The 19649-nt window shown below is 69.6% G+C and carries 21 protein-coding genes; 17 read left to right on the plus strand and 4 right to left on the minus strand.

Translation table 11 applies throughout. The annotated features are described in order from the left end of the window. The 10 genes from B0W80_RS00525 (at nucleotide 1) to B0W80_RS00570 (ending at nucleotide 10093) form a co-directional block, all read left to right on the plus strand. Nucleotides 1-1695, plus strand: a complete 1695-nt coding sequence (locus tag B0W80_RS00525; protein WP_076997137.1) for an AMP-binding protein — start codon at nucleotides 1-3, stop codon at nucleotides 1693-1695. After that, on the plus strand, nucleotides 1692-2675 hold the full coding sequence (locus tag B0W80_RS00530) for an acyl-CoA synthetase (protein WP_076997138.1): 984 nt from the start codon (nucleotides 1692-1694) through the stop codon (nucleotides 2673-2675). Before B0W80_RS00525 ends, B0W80_RS00530 begins: the two co-directional genes overlap by 4 nt. Further along, on the plus strand, nucleotides 2647-3243 hold the full coding sequence (locus B0W80_RS00535) for a LolA-related protein (RefSeq protein ID WP_076997139.1): 597 nt from the start codon (nucleotides 2647-2649) through the stop codon (nucleotides 3241-3243). The genes B0W80_RS00530 and B0W80_RS00535 overlap by 29 nt, the downstream gene beginning before the upstream one ends. Then, nucleotides 3240-5630, plus strand: coding sequence for an MMPL family transporter (locus B0W80_RS00540; protein ID WP_076997140.1), 2391 nt, complete (start codon nucleotides 3240-3242; stop codon nucleotides 5628-5630). Before B0W80_RS00535 ends, B0W80_RS00540 begins: the two co-directional genes overlap by 4 nt. Then, a complete protein-coding gene (locus B0W80_RS00545; RefSeq protein ID WP_076997141.1) occupies nucleotides 5630-6472 on the plus strand; it encodes a polysaccharide deacetylase family protein in 843 nt (280 codons plus the stop codon). The genes B0W80_RS00540 and B0W80_RS00545 overlap by 1 nt, the downstream gene beginning before the upstream one ends. After that, a complete protein-coding gene (locus B0W80_RS00550; RefSeq protein WP_076997142.1) occupies nucleotides 6469-7230 on the plus strand; it encodes a class I SAM-dependent methyltransferase in 762 nt (253 codons plus the stop codon). Before B0W80_RS00545 ends, B0W80_RS00550 begins: the two co-directional genes overlap by 4 nt. After that, the gene (locus B0W80_RS00555) at nucleotides 7227-7712 is read left to right on the plus strand and encodes a hydroxymyristoyl-ACP dehydratase (protein ID WP_076997143.1); all 486 of its coding nucleotides are present in this window, start codon (nucleotides 7227-7229) and stop codon (nucleotides 7710-7712) included. Before B0W80_RS00550 ends, B0W80_RS00555 begins: the two co-directional genes overlap by 4 nt. Then, nucleotides 7709-8440, plus strand: coding sequence for a 3-oxoacyl-ACP reductase FabG (gene fabG / locus B0W80_RS00560; RefSeq protein ID WP_076997144.1), 732 nt, complete (start codon nucleotides 7709-7711; stop codon nucleotides 8438-8440). Before B0W80_RS00555 ends, fabG begins: the two co-directional genes overlap by 4 nt. A gap of 118 nt (nucleotides 8441-8558) precedes the next feature. After that, on the plus strand, nucleotides 8559-8870 hold the full coding sequence (locus B0W80_RS00565; RefSeq protein ID WP_076997145.1) for a helix-turn-helix domain-containing protein: 312 nt from the start codon (nucleotides 8559-8561) through the stop codon (nucleotides 8868-8870). Next, on the plus strand, nucleotides 8867-10093 hold the full coding sequence (locus B0W80_RS00570) for a type II toxin-antitoxin system HipA family toxin (protein WP_076997146.1): 1227 nt from the start codon (nucleotides 8867-8869) through the stop codon (nucleotides 10091-10093). The genes B0W80_RS00565 and B0W80_RS00570 overlap by 4 nt, the downstream gene beginning before the upstream one ends. A gap of 48 nt (nucleotides 10094-10141) precedes the next feature. On the opposite strand, the gene B0W80_RS00575 is transcribed toward B0W80_RS00570, so the two are convergent. The 4 genes from B0W80_RS00575 to B0W80_RS00590 all read right to left on the minus strand — a co-directional run bounded on the left by B0W80_RS00575 (nucleotide 10142) and on the right by B0W80_RS00590 (nucleotide 14179). Beyond that, a complete protein-coding gene (locus tag B0W80_RS00575) occupies nucleotides 10142-10918 on the minus strand; it encodes a glycosyltransferase family 2 protein (RefSeq protein WP_076997147.1) in 777 nt (258 codons plus the stop codon). Further along, nucleotides 10885-11682 carry a lysophospholipid acyltransferase family protein gene (locus B0W80_RS00580; protein ID WP_076997148.1) on the minus strand — a complete coding sequence of 266 codons (798 nt, stop codon included), beginning with the start codon at nucleotides 11680-11682 and terminating at the stop codon, nucleotides 10885-10887. Before B0W80_RS00580 ends, B0W80_RS00575 begins: the two co-directional genes overlap by 34 nt. A 15-nt stretch (nucleotides 11683-11697) precedes the next feature. Next, nucleotides 11698-12729, minus strand: a complete 1032-nt coding sequence (locus B0W80_RS00585) for a hypothetical protein (protein ID WP_076997149.1) — start codon at nucleotides 12727-12729, stop codon at nucleotides 11698-11700. Between the two features lie 91 nt (nucleotides 12730-12820). After that, nucleotides 12821-14179 (minus strand): NAD(P)/FAD-dependent oxidoreductase, encoded by a 1359-nt coding sequence (locus B0W80_RS00590; protein WP_076997150.1) that lies wholly within the window; start codon nucleotides 14177-14179, stop codon nucleotides 12821-12823. Between the two features lie 168 nt (nucleotides 14180-14347). On the opposite strand from B0W80_RS00590, the gene B0W80_RS00595 reads away from it, so the two are divergent. From B0W80_RS00595 to B0W80_RS00625, 7 genes are read left to right on the plus strand one after another with little or no spacing between them, the layout of a single operon-like run. Next, on the plus strand, nucleotides 14348-15073 hold the full coding sequence (locus B0W80_RS00595; RefSeq protein ID WP_076997151.1) for a YebC/PmpR family DNA-binding transcriptional regulator: 726 nt from the start codon (nucleotides 14348-14350) through the stop codon (nucleotides 15071-15073). Nucleotides 15074-15098: 25 nt separating this feature from the next. Further along, the gene (gene purD, locus B0W80_RS00600) at nucleotides 15099-16394 is read left to right on the plus strand and encodes a phosphoribosylamine--glycine ligase (RefSeq protein ID WP_076997152.1); all 1296 of its coding nucleotides are present in this window, start codon (nucleotides 15099-15101) and stop codon (nucleotides 16392-16394) included. Continuing rightward, nucleotides 16394-17308 carry an oxygen-dependent coproporphyrinogen oxidase gene (hemF, locus tag B0W80_RS00605; RefSeq protein ID WP_076997153.1) on the plus strand — a complete coding sequence of 305 codons (915 nt, stop codon included), beginning with the start codon at nucleotides 16394-16396 and terminating at the stop codon, nucleotides 17306-17308. Before purD ends, hemF begins: the two co-directional genes overlap by 1 nt. Beyond that, the gene (gene nadD / locus B0W80_RS00610; protein WP_076997154.1) at nucleotides 17299-17907 is read left to right on the plus strand and encodes a nicotinate (nicotinamide) nucleotide adenylyltransferase; all 609 of its coding nucleotides are present in this window, start codon (nucleotides 17299-17301) and stop codon (nucleotides 17905-17907) included. The genes hemF and nadD overlap by 10 nt, the downstream gene beginning before the upstream one ends. Continuing rightward, nucleotides 17907-18575, plus strand: a complete 669-nt coding sequence (rsfS, locus tag B0W80_RS00615) for a ribosome silencing factor (RefSeq protein ID WP_076997155.1) — start codon at nucleotides 17907-17909, stop codon at nucleotides 18573-18575. The genes nadD and rsfS overlap by 1 nt, the downstream gene beginning before the upstream one ends. After that, entirely contained in the window at nucleotides 18572-19039 is a 468-nt protein-coding gene (gene rlmH / locus B0W80_RS00620; RefSeq protein ID WP_076997156.1) for a 23S rRNA (pseudouridine(1915)-N(3))-methyltransferase RlmH, read from the plus strand. Before rsfS ends, rlmH begins: the two co-directional genes overlap by 4 nt. After that, nucleotides 19036-19641, plus strand: a complete 606-nt coding sequence (locus B0W80_RS00625) for a nucleoside triphosphate pyrophosphatase (RefSeq protein ID WP_076997157.1) — start codon at nucleotides 19036-19038, stop codon at nucleotides 19639-19641. The genes rlmH and B0W80_RS00625 overlap by 4 nt, the downstream gene beginning before the upstream one ends. The last annotated feature ends 8 nt before the right edge of the window (nucleotides 19642-19649 follow it).

The raw sequence follows: 19649 nt of genomic DNA on the forward strand, positions 1-19649 counted from the left end.
TTGAGCCCTGATCTCCTTCCGCTGCTGGTCGACCGCGATCCGGAGGCACCCCTGGCGTGGCGCGCCGGCGTGCCGGTCAGCGCCCGCGAATTCCTGTCCGACGTGGCGCGGCTCGCCTCGCAATTGCCCGACGGCGGTCCGGCGGTGAATCTCTGCAATGACCGTTATGCCTTCGCGCTGGGCCTTGCCGCGGCGTTGGTGCGGGGCCAGACCAGCCTGCTGCCGCCCGATGCCCGTCCCGACACGCTCGCGCGGCTGATCGAGCCGGGCCGCCAGACCTATGCGTTGGCCGACGACGCGGCGCTCGACACACCCGGCATGCCGCGCGTGCTGATCGACCACCGTGCGGCATCCGACCCGGACAGCGACCCGGCGCTGCCGACCATCGCGGCAAGCCTGCATGCGGTGAGCCTGCTCACGTCCGGCTCCACCGGCGCGCCGCAGCCGCACGCCAAGTCGTGGAAAACGCTGGTGGGCGACGTGGCCGCCGCTGTCGGTCGCCTGGCCGAACTGCTCGAGCGGCCCTCGCTGACCGGCCTGACGCTGGTGGCGACCGTGCCCGTGCAGCACAGCTACGGCCTCGAATCCTCGGCGCTGCTGGCGATGCTGGGCGGCGCCGCCTTCGACAGCGGCCGGCCTTTCTTCCCCGCCGACGTGGCGCAGGCGCTGGCCTCGGTGCCGGAGCCGCGTGCGCTGGTGACCACGCCTTTCCACCTGAAGACGCTGCTGCTGTCGGGCGTGGCGCTGCCGAAGGTGGAGCTGATCCTCTCGGCCACCGCGCCGCTGTCGCCACAGCTCGCGGCCCAGGCCGAGCAAGCCATGGGCGGCAAGCTCATCGAGATCTACGGCAGCACCGAATCGGGCCAGGTTGCCACGCGGCGGCCGACGCAGAGCGAGGTGTGGCAGACCTTCGGCGAGATCCGCGTCCACGCCGAACACGACGCGGAGGGCACCGAGCGCTTCATCGTCTCGGGCGACTTCGTGCCCGAGCCGACGCCGATGGCCGACATCCTCGAACTCGTCGACAACCGGCGCTTCCGGCTGCTCGGGCGCGCCAACGACCTGTTCCACGTGGCCGGCCGGCGCAGCTCGCTGGGCTACCTCAATCACCACCTCAACAGCATCCCGGGCGTCGACGACGGCGCCTTCTGGCTGCCGGACGACTTGGCCGATGGCGTGGTTCGGCCGGTGGTCTTCGTTGTGGCGCCCACCCTCGATGCGCACGCCATCATCGCGGCGCTGCGCGAGCGGCTCGAAGCGGTATTCGTGCCGCGCCGCGTGGTGCATGTCGACGCCTTCCCGCGCGAGGGCACCGGCAAGCTGACCGCCCGTTCCTTGCGCGAGTTCGCGCTGGCGCAGCTCGCCGCCGACGGCACGCCGGTGCACCTGACGCATGACGTGCCGGAAGACCACCCGGCCTTCGCGGGCCACTTCCCCGGCCAACCGTTGCTGCCCGGCGCGCTGCTGCTGGCCGAGGTGCTGGAGGCCGCGCAGGGCGTGCCGGCCCTGGCCGCGCGGCTCGGCCCGCGGCCCACGCTCGCGGCGGCCAAGTTCCTGTCGCCGGTGCGTCCGGGCAGCCGGCTGTCCATCGACCTCGTGCCCGAAACCGCCCCCTCGCGCGGCTTGCGTTTCGAGGTGCGCGTGGGCGAGGTGGTGGCTGCCAGCGGCCGCTGGACACCCGGCCCCGAATCATGAGCATCGCGCAGCCGCCCGGGGCCGGTGACGCGAAGCCGCGTCAGGCCGACTGGGCGCGTGCGCCCGAGCGCAGCAACATGCTCGCGCTGCGGGTGATCTGCTGGATCGCGCTGCGCTGCGGACGACCGATCGCGCGGCTGGTGCTGCACCCGATCTGCGTGTACTTCCTGCTGTTCTCTCCCGGGCCACGGCGCAACATCAAGCGCTACCTGTTTCGCGCCATCGGCCCGCAGGCGGGCTGGTCGGACGGCTACCGCCTGCTGCACGCCTTCGCGTCCACGGTGCTCGATCGAATCTATTTCCTGCGCGGGCGCATGGACCTGTTCGACGTACGCGTGCAGGGCAACGTACCGGTCGAGGCCGAGGCGATCGCGGGACGAGGCGCCTTCCTGCTCGGCGCGCACGTCGGCAGCTTCGAGGCGATGGGCGCCTGCAAGCACCAGAGCGGCCGGCCGAAGGAACTTCGGCTCGCCATGCTGATGTACCAAGACAACGCGCAGCAGATTACCGCGGTGCTCGACGCGATCGCGAAGCCCGGCCTGCGGCCGCACATCATCGCGCTGGGCCGGCCGCACTCGATGCTCGACCTGCGCGACTGGCTGGACGGCGGGGGCCTCGCCGGCCTGCTGGCGGACCGCACGCTGCCCGGGTCGGAGGAGGCGGGCCAACAGCGCGGCAACAGCGTCACGCTGCCGTTCCTGGGCCATCCGGCCGTCATCAACGACGGGCCCTTCCGGCTGGCCGCGCTCTTGCGGCGCAAGGTGTTCTTCATGGCGGGGCTCTACGCGGGGGGCGCACGCTACGATGTCCACTTCGAGCCGCTGGCCGACTTCAGCGAACGCGTGCGAGACCCGGCCGAACGGGAACGCCTGATCCGCGCCGCGCTCGAAAGCTACGTCGCGCGGCTCGAGGCCCTGTGCCGCGCCTATCCCTACAACTGGTTCAACTTCCATGATTTCTGGCTCGAAGATTCGCCTTGAGCGCTGGTGCCGCTGGCTGGTCGCGGCGCTGTGCCTCACCGCATCGTCCGCCTGGGCCCTCGACCTGCCCGAGCTCATGGGCATGCTCGCCAAGCAGAAAAGCGGCGAGGCCCGCTTCACCGAGCAGCGCTTCGTGCGCGGCCTCGAAGGCCCGCTGGACGCGAGCGGCACGCTGAGCTTCCAGGCGCCCGACAAGATGACGCGCCGCACGCTCACGCCGCGGCCCGAGTCGATGGTGGTCGACGGCAATTCGCTCACGCTGTCGCGCGGCGGCCGCACGCGCACGCTGACGCTCGACAGCATGCCCGAGCTGCTGGGCCTGGTCGAAGCGATGCGCGGCACGCTGAGCGGCAACACGCAGAGCCTGCAGCGCTACTTTCGCAGCACGGTCTCGGGCAGCGCCGACAAGTGGGCGCTCGACCTCGCGCCCGTCGACGAGCGGCTGGCCGCTCAGGTTCGTTCGCTGCGCCTCACCGGCCGTGCCGGCGAGGTGCTGGGCGTCGAGATGGAGTTCATCGGCGGCGACCGCTCGGTGATGACCATCACCCCCACGCGCACCGCGCCGTGACGCCCGCCGCAGCTGCGCCTGGCCGCCGGCGCATCGCGCTCGTGCTGGGCATCTGGCTGCTGCTGCTCGCGGCCGGCGTCATGCTGATCGCGCGCACGCATTTCAGCGCCGACCTCACCGCCTTCCTGCCGGCGAGCCCCGACGAGCGCCAGCGCGTGCTCATCGAACAGCTGCAAAGCGGCATCGCCTCGCGCACCGTCTTCATCGGCATCGAAGGCGGCAAGGACGCAGCGCAGCGCGCCGAGGTGTCGCGTGCGGTCGGTGCGTCGATGCGCGAGAGCAAGCTCTTCGACCAAGTCCAGAACGGCGACACCAGCGAGTGGAAGGACTCGGGCACCTGGGTCTTCGACCAACGCTACCGGCTCGCGCCCGACATCACGCCCGAGCGCTTCACGGCCGACGGCCTGCGCGATTCGATCGTCGACACGCTGTCGATGCTCGGCACGCCCGCCGGCAACCTCATCAAGCCGCTGCTGGAGCGCGACCCCACGGGCGAGACCCAGCGCATCGCCGAAGGACTGATACCCGCGAGTTCGCCGCGCAGCGAGCAGGGCGTATGGGCCTCGCGCACCGCGCCGCGCGCGCTGATCCTGGCCACCACGCATGCGGCCGGCAGCGACCTCGATGCGCATGCGCTCGCGCTCGAACGCGTACAGAGCGCCTTCGCCGCGGCCACGCGCGACATGGGCGGCGCCGGCCCGCACCTTCAGATGAGCGGCGCGCCGGTCTTCTCGGTGCAGAGCCGCGACAAGATCAAGGCCGAGGCGATTCACTTGGCCATGGTGGGCGGCATCGTGATGGGCGTGCTGCTGCTGCTGGCCTTCGCGTCGCCGCGGGCGCTGGTCATCGCCATGCTGCCGGTCGCGACCGGCGTCGTCGGCGGCACGGCGGCCGTCAGCCTGGTCTTCGGCGAGGTGCACGGGCTCACGATGGGCTTCGGCAGCACGCTGATCGGCGAGACCGTCGACTACGCGATCTACTACCTGATCCAGGCGCGCGGCGCCGCGGTGCCCGGCACCGGCTGGCAGCGCTGGCGCGACATCCACTGGCCGACCGTGCGGCTCGGCCTGCTGACCTCGGTCTGCGGGTTCGCGGCGCTGGTGTTCTCGGGCTTCCCGGGGCTGGCGCAACTCGGCGTGTTCTCGCTGGCCGGGCTGATCGCCGCGGCGCTCGTCGCGCGTTACGTGCTGCCCGTGCTGGCACCCGACGGTGCGACCGGCATGGGCATGCGGCGCCAGATGGCCCGCGTGGCCGGCGTCATCGTGCGCGCACTGCCGCGCCTGCGCTACGTCTTCGTCGCGCTCGGCGCTGCGGCGCTGGCGCTGGTGCTGTGGCAGGGCGGCCATCTTTGGCGCGCCGAACTCAGCGCCATGAGCCCGGTGCCCAAGGCCGCGCAGGATCTCGACGAGGCTTTGCGCAACGACATCGGCACGAGCGACGGCGGCACGCTGGTCGTCATCCGCGGCGCCGACGAGCAGGCGGCTTTGCGCAACACCGAGCAGGCTTCGGCCAAGCTCGAAGCGCTGGTGGACCGGGGCGAACTCGCGGGCTTCGAGAGCGTCACGCGCGTGCTGCCGAGCGAAGCCACACAGGCGGCGCGCGTGGCCAGCCTGCCCGATGCGGCCACCCTGAAAGCGCGCTTGGCCGAAGCGACCGCGGGCCTGCCCCTGCCGGCGTCCCGTCTCGAGCCCTTCCTCGCGGATGTCGAGAAGGCGCGCGCGCAGCCGATGATTCACCGCGCCGACCTCGAAAGCGGGCCGCTGGGCGCTGTCGTCAACGCCCTGATGTTCCAGCGCCCGGGTGGCGGCTGGTCGACGCTGATCTCGCTGCATCCGGGCGAGCGCTTCGATTCCGCCCGGCTGGCGGCCGCATTGGCCGACGTGCCCGAGGTGCAGGTCGTGAACGTCGGTGACGAACTGAGCGGGCTCTACAAGCGCTACCTGCACGAAGCCTTCGTGCAGGTGATGCTGGGTGCGCTGGCGGTGGTCGTGTTGCTGGGTATCTACCTGCGCTCGGCACGCCGGCTGATCGCGGTGTGCGAGCCGCTGCTGGTCGCGGTGCTGCTGACGCTCGGCGGCCTGGCGCTGCTGAACGTGCCGCTGGGCATCCTGCACCTGGTGGGTCTGCTGCTGGTGGTGGCGGTGGGGTCGAACTACGCGCTCTTCTTCGACCAGTTGCGCGAAACCGGCCGGGCCGACGAAGACACGCTGGCTTCGCTGATGCTGGCCAACCTGACGACGGTGGTGTCGTTCACGCTGATCGCCATCTCGGACATCCCGGCGCTCTCGGCCATCGGCCGGGTGGTGGCGCCCGGCGCATTGCTGGCGCTGCTGCTGTCGGCCGCGTTCGCGCGCGGTCCGGTCAAGGCGCGCGCGGCGTCACGCTGATGGGAGAATCGGCGCCCATGTCTTCGAGCCCGCCAGCTTCCGTTTCTTGGCCGTGGCCGCGCCTGGTGCGTGCCAGTGCGGTGTGGCACCTGCTGGCCTTGGCGGTGGCGTTGCTGGTGCCCGGCGCGTGGCCCTGGGCGCTGGCCGCGGTGGTGCTCAACCACGCGTTGATCACCGGGGCCGGCCTCACGCCGCGCAGCAGCCTGCTCGGGCCGAACATCACACGCTTGCCTGCCGCGGCGGTGGCACGCCGCGAGGTGGCGATCACCATCGACGACGGTCCCGACCCGGAAGTCACGCCGCAGGTGCTCGACCTGCTCGATGCGCATGGCCAGCGCGCCACCTTCTTCTGCATCGCCGAGCGGGTGCAGGCGCATCCGGCGCTGGCGCGCGAGATCGTGGCGCGCGGTCACAGCATCCAGAATCACACGGCGCGGCATCGGCACAACTTCTCCTTCCTCGGGCCGCGCGGTTTCCACGCCGAGATCGAACGCGCGCAGCAGATGCTGCAGGCCGTCACCGGCGAGCGGCCGGTTTGCTTCCGTGCGCCGGCGGGGCTGCGCAATCCTTTTCTGGCGCCCGTGCTGCACCGCATGGGCCTGGTGCTCGTGAGCTGGACGCGCCGCGGCTTCGACACCCGCGAACGAGACGCCGCGACCGTGCTCGCACGGCTCACGCGCGAGCTGAAGGCCGGTGACATCCTGCTGCTGCACGACGGCCACGCCGCGCGCACCGCGGACGGTCAGCCGGTGATCCTCGACGTTCTTCCCCCTCTGTTCGACCGCCTGCGCGCCGACGGCCTGCGTGCCGTGACGCTGCCGCAGGCCCTGACCGCTGCATGACCGACAGTTCCTCCACCGACGCCGCCTGGCGCCAATTGCATGAAGCGGCCAGCGCGCCGTACAAGAAGGCCGGCAGCTTCGCCTGGCATTTCGCTCGCGGCAAGCTCGGCCGCGACCCCGTGTTTCGTGGCGTGATCGAACGCGGCCTGATCGGGCTGCGCCGCCGCCGCGTGGTCGACATCGGCTGCGGCCAAGGCCTGTTCGCGAGCCTGCTGTCGTCGATGGCCGAGATGCAGATGGAGCACGGCCGCTGGCCCGCGACCTGGGCCGGCACGCCCGAGCGGGCCGAGTACACCGGCATCGAACTGATGCCCAAGGACGTGGCGCGCGCCGAGGCCTCGATCGGCCACCTGAAGCCCAGGCCCCGCTTCGTCTGCGAAGACATGTGCACGGCGGCGATGCCGTCCTGCGACCTGGTGGTGATACTCGACGTGCTGCATTACGTCGACCATGCGGCGCAGGAAGGCGTGCTGCGCCGCGTGCGTGCCGCGCTGCAGCCCGGCGGCCGCATGCTGCTGCGCGTGGGCGACATGGCCAGCCGGCGCGGCTTCGCCGTCAGCCAATGGGTCGACCGGACCGTGACGCGCATCCGCGGGCACAAGGTGTCGCCGACCTGGGGCCGGACGGTGGACGAGTGGACGGCGCTACTGCAGCGCCTGGGCTTCTCGCCCGTGCTGGCCATTCCGATGAGCGAGGGCACTCCCTTCGCCAACGTGCTGCTGGTGGCCGATGCCGGCAAGGAAACGTCGTCGCCATGAGCGCGCCGCAGCAGCTCGACCGCGCCGGCATCGCGCGCCTGATCCCCCACAGCGGCAGCATGTGCCTGCTCGATCGCCTGGAGTCGTGGGACACGCACCACGTCCACTGCAGCACCTGCAGCCACCGGCATGCGGACAACCCGCTGCGCACGGCCCGCGGCCTGCTGTCGCCGAACTTGATCGAGTACGCCGCGCAGGCCATGGCGCTGCACGGCGGCCTGATCGCACAGGAGGGCAGTCCGCCGTCGGCCGGCTTCCTGGCCAGTGCGCGCAACGTGCGGCTGGCCGTCGCCCGGCTCGACGACGTCGAAGGCGCACTGCAGGTGCATGCGCAGCGCGTTTCGGGCGATGCGAGCCAGGTGCTCTACGAATTCACGGTAAAGAACGACGCGGGCCGCGCGCTGGCGGAAGGCCGTGCCGTGGTGGTGCTGAATACGCCGCTCCCCATGCCGCTCCCCACGGAAAGCAAGACCTCTTCATGAGCCTCGACGGAAAACGCGCGTTGATCACCGGCGCCAGCGGCGCCCTGGGCGCCGCCATCGCGCAGCGCCTGGCCCGCGATGGCGCCACCGTGCTGCTGCACGCCAACTCCCGCCCGGAGGCCGTCGAGAAGTTGGCCGCCGACATCACGGCCGCCGGCGGGCGCGCCGAATGCCACGTGTTCGACCTCGGCAGCGACGAGTCCACGCGCCAGGCCTGCGAGGCCATGCTCGCGGCCGGGCCGGTGCAGGTGCTGGTCAACAACGCAGGCGTGCACGACGACGCCGTGCTGCCCGGCATGCGCGCAGAGCAGTGGCACAAGGTGATCGACGTATCGCTCAACGGCTTCTTCCGCGTCACCCAGCCGCTCCTGCTGCCGATGCTGCGGACGCGCTGGGGGCGGATCATCAACATGTCGTCCGTGGCTTCGCTCACCGGCAACCGCGGGCAGGTGAACTATGCGGCGGCCAAGGGTGCGCTCAACAGCGCCACCAAGGCGCTGTCGCTCGAGGTGGCGGCGCGCGGGGTCACGGTCAACGCCATCGCGCCCGGCATCATCGCGTCGCCGATGGCGGATGGCGCCTTCGACAAGACCTTGATCGATCAACTGGTGCCGGCCAAGCGGGCGGGCAAGCCGGACGAGGTGGCCGCACTCACGGCCTTCCTGGCGAGTGCCGACGCGGGGTACATCACGGGGCAGGTGATTTCGATCAACGGCGGAATGGTCTGAGCCCGTTGGGCGCCGTCGACGCGCGTTGCGTCGTGGCGCGGAGGGGCAGTATCCAGGAGGGCATAAACGCCATTAGAATGGCTTTTAATGTCGATTTTCGTCATTAAAGACCGCAAAAATGGCATTTAATCTGGCGACCACCAGCGAAATCCTGGCTTCCCTTAGCCAACGCATCCGTGCGCATCGGCTGGCTCAAGGCTTGCCCCAGCACGAGCTGGCGCAAATGGCCGGTCTGTCGCTGGGTGCGCTGCGCACGCTGGAGAGCAGCGGCCGGTCCTCGCTGGAAACCCTTGTCCGCGCGGCGCAGGCGCTCGGGCTGGTGAATGAACTCGAAGACCTTTTTGTGCTGAAGCGCCAATCCATTGCGCAGATGGAGCACGCCACGGCGGTTCGTCTGCGGCAGCGTGCACCCCGCCGGAGAAGCGATTGAAGCGGCTGGCAGTCCATTACTGCGGCTGGGGTGAGGATTGGCCTTTGGGACTGCTCGCCGACGATGGCAGCACCTTGCTGTTCGAGTACTCGTCCGAAGCGTTGAACCGAGGCCTGGAACTTTCGCCGCTGCACCTCAAGCTGCGCGGCAGCGCCTATGGCAACTTTCCGCTGCATCTGAACCGCCTTCCGGGCCTGATTGCCGACAGCCTGCCCGACGGCTGGGGCCTGCTGCTGATGGATCGGCTGTTCCGCCAGCAGGGCCTGCGCCATCCCGGGCCGTTGGATCGCCTGGCTTTCATTGGGAGCCGCGCCATGGGCGCCCTGCGCTTCGTGCCGGCATTGGCCCCGGATGCCGAGGAACCGGATTGGAACCTGTTGGCCCTGGCCCAAGAAAGCGAGCGTGCTTTGGCCGGAGACGCTGGTGCCGCCTTGCGCGAGCTGGCGTTGACGGGCGGTTCCCCCCAGGGCGCCAGGCCCAAGGCCCTTGTGCAGTACGACGCCGAGACCGGTCATGTCAGCACGCGCGGCGACGCTCCGGGCGCCCCTTGGCTGGTGAAGTTTCCGGGCCAGGGCGAGCATAAGGAAGCTTGTGCCATCGAGCAGATGTATGCCGAGCTGGCCCGCGATTGCGCGCTGGAGGTTCCGGCCACCGCGTGGTTCGATCTATCGCCCAAGCTGGCGGCCTTCGGTGTGGCGCGCTTCGACCGGGAACAGGGCTTGCGCGTGCCGGTGCACAGCCTGGCCGGCCTGCTGCAGGTGGACTTCCGATTGCCGGGCAGTGCAGACTACACCGCCCTCCTGCGGGCGACGCGCCTGTTGACCCGGGACGAACGCGAGGTGGAGAAAGCCTATGAGCGCGCGGTCTTCAACGTGTTGTTCCACAACCGCGACGACCACCCGAAGAACTTTGCCTGGCGCCTCGGGCAGGATCGGCGATGGCGGCTGGCCCCGGCCTTCGACCTGAGCTTCAGCGACGGCCCGAGTGGCCAGCACCACATGGACGTCTGCGGCGAAGGTGATGCCGTGCAACGATCCCATCTGCTGCGACTGGCAGTGGAGGGTGGCGTGCCGCCGAAGGCGGCCGAGGGCACGATCGACAGGATGCTCGTGCAGGCATTGACCTTTGCCGAGCGCGCTGGCGCCTATCCGATCCGCCGCGCGACGGTGCAGCGGATGAAAGCGTCGATCGACAGGTGCGGTGGCCGGCTCTTGCAAGGCTGACACGGAGGCCGCGGCATTTCGGTGCCGCGACTTCTGCACGCAGCCTGCTCAGCGCTGAAACGGCGGGGCCCGGCGGAGCCTGCGCAGCAGCAGGCCCGGCAGCCTCAGCACGAACTCGATCATCAACCGGGTGTGCATCCAGGTCAGCAGGAGGTTGTCGCGCACGTAGTTGAAGTGCGAGACGCCGCCTTCCTCGGCCGTCAGGTATTTGACCGGGGCGTCGATGTTCACCGGCTTGACGCCTCGCCAGGCCAGGCGCACCACGGCCTCGGTGTCGAAGTCGAAGCGGCGCATCCACGGTTGGCGCGCCATGACCGCGATGAGGTCGGGCACGGGGTACACGCGGAATCCGTAGAGCGAATCGCCGACGCCGGCGAACAGCGTCTCGAGCTGGGTCCAGCCGTTCGACAACTTGCGGCCGCGCACGCGCAGCAGCGGCGCCGAAGCGTCGAAGACGGGGCGGCCCAGCACCATCGTTTCGGGCCGCGCCTGCGAGGCTTGCATGAAGGCGGGAATCAGGTCGGCCGGATGCTGGCCGTCCGAATCCATGGTCAGCGCGTGCGTGTAGCCCGCCTCCTGCGCGGCGCGCAGGCCGTGCAGCACTGCGGCGCCCTTGCCCTGGTTCTGCGGCAGCAACCAGACGCGCAGGCCGGGGTCGCCTTCGGCGATCTTCTGCAGCCGCTCGCCGGTGCCATCGGTGCTGCCGTCGACCACGACCCAGACCGGGTTCCATTGGGCACGGGCAGCGGCGACCGTGGAGAAGAGGCGTTCGCCCGTGTTGTAGCTCGGGATCAGGACAAGGTGGGTGCGCGAGACTGCTGGCATTCGGGCTGCGCGTCGGTGGCGCGCTGTTCCATCGGGTGTCGGAAATACTGTTCGATTTCGGCGAGCAGGGCATTGCTGTCCTGCTGCGGTGCAAAGCGCCGGCCCAGCCGCAGCGTGAAGACGATGGGCAGCGGCGGCACGCGCCACAAGGGCCAGCCTTTGGACAGGTAGGGCGAGTCGGTGTCGATGAAGACGGTCTGGATCGGCGCCTGCGCCAGCTTGGCGATGAGCGTCACGCCGGGCCGGAAGGCGTTGAGCGGCGGCGTGACGGTGCGCGTGCCTTCGGGAAAGATCACGAGCTGCCCGCCGTCCTTGAGGTCTTCCACCGCCAGGCGCACCATGGTGCGTGCCGAATCGTTGCGGATGTAGCGCGCCAGGCGCGCGCCGGCGCCCAGGAAGATGTTGCGCATGAGGTCGGCCTTCATGATGCAGGCGCTGCGCGGCAGGCGCGCCACCAGCAGCAGCGCGTCGAGCATCGTGGGGTGGTTGGCCACGATGATCAGGCCGCGCTCGTGCCGCAGCGCGTCGAGGCACGACGCATCGATGCGCATCATGCCGACCGCGGACGCGGCGGCCCAGAAGGTGCGGTAGGACCAGGCGATCGCGGCACGGCCGATGGCACGGCCCGTCGGCGCCGGCAGCAGGGGGTAGAGCAGCATCGACGCCAGGTTCCACACCAGCGAGACCATGCCCAGCGCCGCCAGGAGCGCGTAGAGCAGCAGGGCGAGCGGGATGGTGACGATCCAGCGCAGCAGGCGCTTCATGGCCGACCCGTGCCCTCAGCCGCCCAGCGCACCGCCGGCGACGGCATGCGCCTCGATTTCCACCAGCAGGTCCTGGCGGCAGATGTCCGCTTCGAGGTAGACCGCGTGTCGCATCGTGCGGGAGCCGGCACCGAGGCGCCGAGCCAGAATGTCGCGCACGACCGGGGCATCGGCGACGTGGCGCACGTAGACCACCGCGTCGATCGCGTCCAGCGAGAAGCGCGCGGAGCAGCGCTCGTTGGCGGCACCGATCACGGCCTCGAGATTGCGCAGCGTTTCCTCGGTCTGCGCGCGCACGTCGCCATGGTGCACGCTCTCGTGGCCGACGATGCTGGCCGTGCCCGAGATGAACAGCGCGACGTCGCCGCCGCCGATCTCGGCGAGCGCCGCGCGCGAGAAGGTGGGCGAGCGCGGGCCGTAGGTGGGCGGGTAGTGGTAGGCCGAGACCTGCCGCGGGTTTTCCAGCGGCATCGGCGCGCTGCGACCGGCCAGGAAGCGGATGCACAGTGCACCCTGGTGAATGCCCAGCGCGCAGGCTGCCGGTGCGCCTTCGAAGGCCGCTTGCCCGGCTTCGACGAAGGCCTGCTGGCGGCCCAGGTTGAACTGGCGGTAGCGTTCCAGCCCGCCGCCGTCGGCGTTGATGCGTGGCAGGTAGTTCCAGATGCGCAGCAGGTGGGTGCAGCCGGTTTGCTGCAACGAACGAAAGAGGTCGTGGTAGGCGCGGTGGGCGAGTTCGGTCAGGCCGGCGCCTTCCGCGGCTTCGTCCAGGTCGATGGCGCCGAGCAGCCAGTGCCCGTCGCAGCGCCATCGCACCACGCCGCTGGTGCCCGACTCGACGTGCTCGCTGGCGTGCCACACGTCGGCCATGGCGCCGGCATCGGAGATGACGCGCGCATTGACCGTGGGCATCCAGGCCAGATTGCCGGGCGCGCCGTAGCCCAGCGCACCGAAGGGTGCATGCCCATCGGCGGAGAGGGCCAGGCTGTCAGTCAGCGACAGCCGCTCGACGCGCAGGGGTGGCACCCCGTGGAAATCTCTGGCGCTCACCGGAGAACCTCCCCCAGGCTCGTCGCTTCGTGTACTGCGCGCACCCCCTGCTGAAGGAGAGGGCGAGCGCCTTCAGGCGGCCGTGCGGCGCTCACCGTGCGTCAACCACGTTTTCGCCGGCGAGCGGCCCGAGGTCGCGGACGTTCCTGCGCCTTCGCCGCCAGGCCAGCCAGGTCCGCTTCGGGTGGCCTGCGGACACCAGGTAGTACAGCGTCTTGAGCACACGCAGCGAGCGCCAGATGGGCGTCTTGCCATAGATGTCGCCGGCCAGGAGGGAGAGCAGTGCCTCCTTCACCCGCATCGGGTTCTCCGGGTACATGAAGAACTCGCGCATGGTCGGGTTGGTCACGCGGAAGATGAACCACGAGAACTCGCGCGGTCCCTTGCGCATGTCGCGCTCGAAGCGCTGGCGCGCGGCGGCGGCCTGGGCCGGCCGGTCGAGTGCCGTGGCAACCACCTCGGCACTCTCGAAGGCGCTGTACATGGCGAGGTAGACGCCCGACGAGAACACCGGGTCGATGAAGGTGTAGGCATCGCCCAGCAGCAGGTAGCGCTCGCCGCTGCAATGGGTGCTGGTGTACGAATAGTTGCCGGTGGCGTAGACCGCGTCGTCCACCAGCGTCGCCCGCGACAGCCGCTGCGCGAGTTGCGGACACAGCGCGATGGTGTCGGCGAAGAATTCGTTCAGCGGCTTGCTGCGCGACTTGAGGTAGTAGGGCCAGCAGACCGCGCCCACGCTCGTGGTGCCGTCGGCCAGCGGGATGTACCAGAACCAGCCGTGCGCAAACCAGAAGATGGTGATGTTGCCTTCGAGCTTGCCCGGCAGGCGATCGGCGTTGCGGAAGTGGCCGAAGAGCGCGGAGCTGTTGTGGCGCGGGTTCTTCTGCTTGGCCTTGAGCTTGTTGGCGAGGAAGGTGTCGCGGCCCGAGGCGTCGAGAACGAAGCGCGCGCGCCACGTGCGCACGGCGCCGTCGTCGAGGTGGGCGGTGACGGTGGCGCCTTCGGCGTCGAACTTGACCTCGCGCACGCGGCAGCCTTCGATGGTCTGCGCGCCCTTCGCGGTGGCGTTGCGGAACAGGATCTCGTCCATCTCGGAGCGGCGCACCTGCCATGCATAGGGCATGGTTTTGTCCCAGGCGTCGCCGAACTCGACCATGGTGGCGTGGTCATGGTCGGGCGAGACGAACTCGACGCCCCATTTGGGCATGCCGATGCGTTCGATGTCCTCGCGCAGGCCCAGCCGGTCGAACAGCTGCACGTTGGCCGGCAGCAGCGATTCGCCGATGTGGAAGCGGGGGTGGTGCTCTTTCTCGAGCAGGACGACATTGCGGCCCTGCTGCGCCAGCAGCGCCGCGGCGGTCGACCCGGCCGGGCCTCCACCGATGACCAGCACGTCGCAGGAGTCGACCGCGGCGGCCGGGGCACTGTCTGTTGTTGGAGGATTGTTCATGCGCTCTGAGGGATTGGATACCGCACGATGCCCTGGGGGTCACGGCGCATCTGGCGCGGATTATCCCAAAAAGCTGCAGAGACTCATCTCTTGGCGGCCGGCTCGCCGCGCGCGCGGAAGTAAACTCGCGGCCTGCTTAGGAAACACGAGAGAGCGAGAGAGCAAGCCATGGCCGGACACAGCAAGTGGGCGAACATACAGCACAGGAAGGGCCGGCAGGACGAGAAGCGCGGCAAGCTCTGGACCCGTGCCATCCGTGAAATCATGGTCGCGGCCAAGGCCGGCGGCGGCGACCTGAGCGCCAACCCCCGCCTGCGGCTCGCGGTGGACAAGGCCAAGGCGGTCAACCTGCCGGCCGACACCATCAAGCGCAACATCGACAAGGCCACCGGCAACCTCGAAGGCGTGAGCTACGAGGAAATCCGCTACGAGGGCTACGGCATCGGCGGTGCCGCGATCATCGTCGACACCATGACCGACAACCGCGTGCGCACCGTGGCCGAAGTGCGGCATGCCTTCGGCAAGCACGGCGGCAACATGGGCACCGAGGGTTCGGTGGCCTTCCAGTTCAAGCATTGCGGCCAGATCGTCTTCGCGCCCGGCACCAGCGAAGACAAGGTGATGGAAATCGCGCTCGAAGCCGGCGCCGAGGACGTGATCACCGACGACGACGGTGCCATCGAGGTGTTGACAGCGCCTGCCGACTTCGAGGCGGTGCGCGATGCGCTCGAGGCCGCAGGCCTGAAGCCCGAGGTGGCCGAGGTCACCATGCGGGCCGAGAACACCATCGAACTCGCCGGCGAAGACGCCGCGAAGATGCAGAAGCTGCTCGACGTGCTCGAAGACCTGGACGACGTGCAGGATGTCCATCACAACGCCGCGATTTCCGAGTGAAGGCGGCGACCATGAAAGCCTGCGAATGAAGGTACTGGTGATCGGCGGAGGGGGGCGCGAGCACGCCCTGGCGTGGCGCCTGTGCCAGGCCGCGCGCGTGAGCCGCGTCTACGTGGCGCCCGGCAACGGCGGCACGCGCACCGACAAACGCTACGACTGCATCGACATCACCGAGCCCGCCGCGTTGCGGGCCTGGGCGCAAAAGGAAAAGATCGCGCTGACCGTTGTCGGCCCCGAGGCGCCGCTGGCGGCCGGCGTGGTCGACGAATTCCGCGCGCACGGCCTGCGCATCTTCGGGCCGACCAAGGCGGCGGCCCAACTGGAGAGCTCCAAGGCTTTCTCCAAGGCGTTCATGAGGCGCCACAAGATCCCGACGGCCGAGTACGAAACCTTCACCGATGCCGCGGCGGCGCATGCCTACGTCGATGCCAAGGGCGCGCCGATCGTGGTCAAGGCCGACGGACTGGCCGCGGGCAAGGGCGTGGTGGTGGCCATGAGCGCGCAAGAGGCGCACGAGGCCATCGACTTCATGCTGGTCGACAACAAGCTCGGCATCTCGCACAACGAGGGCGGCGCGCGCGTGGTGATCGAGGAGTTCCTGCAAGGCGAGGAAGCCAGCTTCATCGTGCTGTGCGACGGCGTGAACGTGACCGCGCTGGCCACCAGCCAGGACCACAAGCGCCTGCAGGACGGCGATCAAGGCCCGAACACCGGTGGCATGGGTGCGTATTCGCCGGCGCCGGTGGTCACCGCCGAAGTGCATGCGCGGGCCATGCGAGAGATCATCCTGCCCACCATCCGCGGCATGGAGAAGGATGGCATCCCATACACCGGCTTCCTGTACGCCGGCCTCATGATCGACGCGAGCGGACACCCCAAGACACTCGAATTCAACTGCCGTATGGGCGACCCCGAGACCCAGCCGATCATGATGCGCCTGAAGTCCGACCTGTTCGAGGTGTTCTGGCATGCCACCGACGGCACGCTGGACCAGATCGAGCTCGACTGGGACCGCCGGGTGGCGCTCGGTGTCGTGATGGCCGCGCACGGCTATCCGCTGTCGCCGCGCAAGGGCGATCGCATTCACGGCATTCCGGCCGATGCACCCGATGCCGTGGTCTTCCATGCCGGCACCACGCTGGAAGACGGCGAACTCAAGACCAGCGGTGGCCGCGTGCTGTGCGTCACGGTGCTGGCCGACAGCGTCAAGCAGGCGCAGCAGCGCGCCTACGCGGTGGCGGCGCGCGTGCATTTCGATGGCGCGCAGTACCGCAAGGACATCGGCTTCCGCGCCGCGCAGGCGCGCACGCCCGCCGGCTGATGGGCGACGATCCGAAAGCGGTCGGTGACTACTTGCGCGCGTTGCAGCAGCGCATCATGGACGCGGTCGAAGTCGCCGACGGCAAGGCCTGCGTGCGCGATGCCTGGGAAAAAGCCCCTGGCGAAACGCTTCAGGGCAATGGCCTGACCTGCATCCTGGAAGGTGGCGAGCTGTTCGAGCGTGCCGGTTGCGGCTTCTCGCAGGTGCGCGGGCCGAAGCTGCCGCCATCGGCCACGCAGCACCGCCCCGAACTGGCAGGCGCGCCCTTCGAGGCGATGGGCGTCTCGCTGGTGTTCCATCCGCGCAACCCCTACGTGCCGACGGTGCACATGAACGTGCGCATGCTGGCGGCACTGCCTGCGGGCGGAGAGCCCGTGTGCTGGTTCGGCGGCGGCATGGACCTCACGCCGTACTACGGCTTCGAGGACGATGCCGTGCATTTCCACCGCAGCTGCCACGATGCGCTGGCGCCCTTCGGCGACGACAAGTACCCCCGCTTCAAGACCTGGTGCGACGAGTATTTTTATCTCAAGCATCGCGACGAGCAGCGCGGCGTGGGCGGTGTGTTCTTCGACGACTTCTCCGAGCTCGGCTTCGAGCGCAGCTTCGCCATGCTGCGCGCGGTGGGAGACGCCTTTCTTCCGGCGTACCAGCCGATCGTGGAGCGCCGCCGGGCCATGGCCTACGGCGAACGCGAGCGCGACTTTCAGCTCTACCGGCGCGGGCGCTACGTCGAATTCAACCTGGTCTGGGACCGCGGCACGCATTTCGGGTTGCAGTCGGGCGGGCGCTCCGAGTCGATCCTGCTGTCGATGCCGCCCCTGGCCAGCTGGGCCTATCGTCGCCATCCCGAGCCCGGCACGCCTGAAGCGGCGCTCTACAGCGATTTCCTCGTGCGCCGCGAATGGCTCTGAAGCCGCCTCGGGTGGGTGTGTTCGGCGGAGCCTTCGATCCTCCCCACGATGCGCATGTTTCCCTGGTGAAGGCGGCGCTGGCACAGCTGGGGCTGGCCCGACTGCACATCCTGCCGACCGGCGACGCCTGGCACAAGGCGCGCGGGCTGAGCGCCGGCCACCACCGCCTCGAGATGGCACGCCTGGCTTTCGAGGGCCTGCCGGGTGCGGTAGTGGATGACCGCGAACTGCGCCGCGCCGGTCCCACCTACACTCTGGACACCCTGCGCGAGCTGCGCGGGGAGCAACCCGCGGCGGAGCTCGTGCTCATCCTCGGCGCCGACCAGGCATCATCGCTGCCCCGGTGGCACGGCTGGCAGGACATCCTGGCCATGGCCGTCGTCGCGGTGGCGCAGCGGCCCGGTGCCGGCGCCTTCGATCCGCTGGCCTTGCCGGGCGCACCGCCCGGCGCCCGTTTCGAGACGCTGGCCATCACGCCGATGGACGTGAGCGCCACCGAGATTCGAGCGAAAGCCGCGCTGGGGCAGGACCTCTCCCGACTGGTTCCTCCGGCAGTTGCACGCTATATTGACCAACACCATCTTTATCGAACCACCTGATGAGTACTGAAGCCGCCGCCAAAAAAGACACCCAGAAACTCCAGAGAGCCATCGTCGATGGCCTCGAGGACGTCAAGGCGCAGGACATCCAGGTCTTCGACACCGAGCATCTATCGCCCTTGTTCGAGCGCGTGATCGTCGCCTCGGGCACCTCCAATCGCCAGACCAAGGCCCTCGCCGCCAGCGTGCGCGATGCCGTGCGCGACGCCGGCTTCACCAAGCCGCGGGTGGAAGGCGAGGAAAACGGCGAATGGATCATCGTCGACTGCGGCGCCGCGGTCGCGCACATCATGCAGCCGGCCATCCGGCAGTATTACCACCTCGAAGAGATCTGGGGCGACAAGCCGGTGCGCCTGAAATTCGGCGCTGCCAAGCCTGCCGTGGCCCGGCCGTCCGAGGAAAAAGCGCCTGCGCCCGCTGCCAAGACGCCCTCGCTCAGGCGCTCCAGCGCGGCCAAGACGGCGCAGCGCGCGGCCGACGCGGCCGCCAAGCCCAAGCCGGCTGCCGGCAAGAAGCCCGCGGCGAAGAAGGCGGCGGTCAAGACGGTGGTCGTGAACAAGGCGCCCGCGAAGAAGGCCGCGGCCAAGAACCCCACTGCCAAGAAGCCCGCCGCCAAGAAGCCGGCCGCGAAGTCGGCACCGCGCAAGACCGCCTCGGCACGCGCATGAAGCTCCTGGTGGTCGCGGTCGGGCAGCGCATGCCCGACTGGGCACAGACCGCCTGGGACGACTACGCCAAGCGATTCCCGCCGGAACTCAAGCTGGAGCTGCGCGCGGTCAAGACCGAGCCGCGGGGCTCCAAGACGCTGGAAACGCTGTATGCCGCCGAGCGCGAGCGCATCGAGGCCGCCATCGCCAAAGGCATGCGCATCGTCGCGCTGGACGAGCGCGGCACGGCGTTGACGACCAAGGCACTCGCGGCGCGCTTGCAAGCCTGGCAGGGGGAGGGCGACGACGTCGCGCTGGTCATCGGCGGCCCGGACGGGCTCGACCCGGCCTTCAAGGCCGCGGCGCACGAACGCATCCGGCTGTCCGACCTGACCCTGCCGCATGCCATGGCCCGTGTGCTGCTGGTCGAGCAGCTCTACCGCGCCTGGTCGGTCAATGCCGGCCACCCGTACCACCGCGAATGACGGAACCGTTCATCTACCTGGCTTCGCAGAGTCCGCGCCGGGCCCAACTGCTGGGCCAGTTGGGCGTGCGCCACGAGTTGCTGCTGGCGGGTGCCGACGAAGACGCCGAGGCGCTCGAGCAGGTGCTGCCCGGCGAATCGCCCACCGCCTATGTGCAGCGGGTCACCGGGCTCAAGCTCGACGCCGCGGTCGCGCGCCATCGTCGGCTCGGCCTGCCGGCGGCGCCGGTGCTGTGTGCGGACACCACGGTGGCCTTCGGACGCAACATCCTGGGCAAGCCCGAGGATCGTGACGATGCGCGGCGCATGCTGGCGCTGCTGTCGGGCCGCACGCACCGGGTGCTGACGGCGGTCGCCCTGCAGCACGGCCGGCGTCGCCACGCGGCGCTCAGCGTGTCGCGTGTGCGCTTCGCCGACGTCGACGCCCGGCGCATCGCGGCCTACGTCGACAGCGGCGAGCCGGAAGGCAAGGCCGGTGCGTACGCGATACAGGGGCGCGCCGCCGCCTTCGTGGCGCACATCAGCGGCTCGCATTCGGGCATCATGGGGCTCCCGATGTTCGAGACGGCCCAGTTGCTGCGCAAGGCCGGTTTCGCGCTGTAGAGCGGCCA

Origin of the sequence: Variovorax sp. KK3, from assembly GCF_001984055.1 — a bacterium.
GTDB lineage: Bacteria > Pseudomonadota > Gammaproteobacteria > Burkholderiales > Burkholderiaceae_C > Variovorax.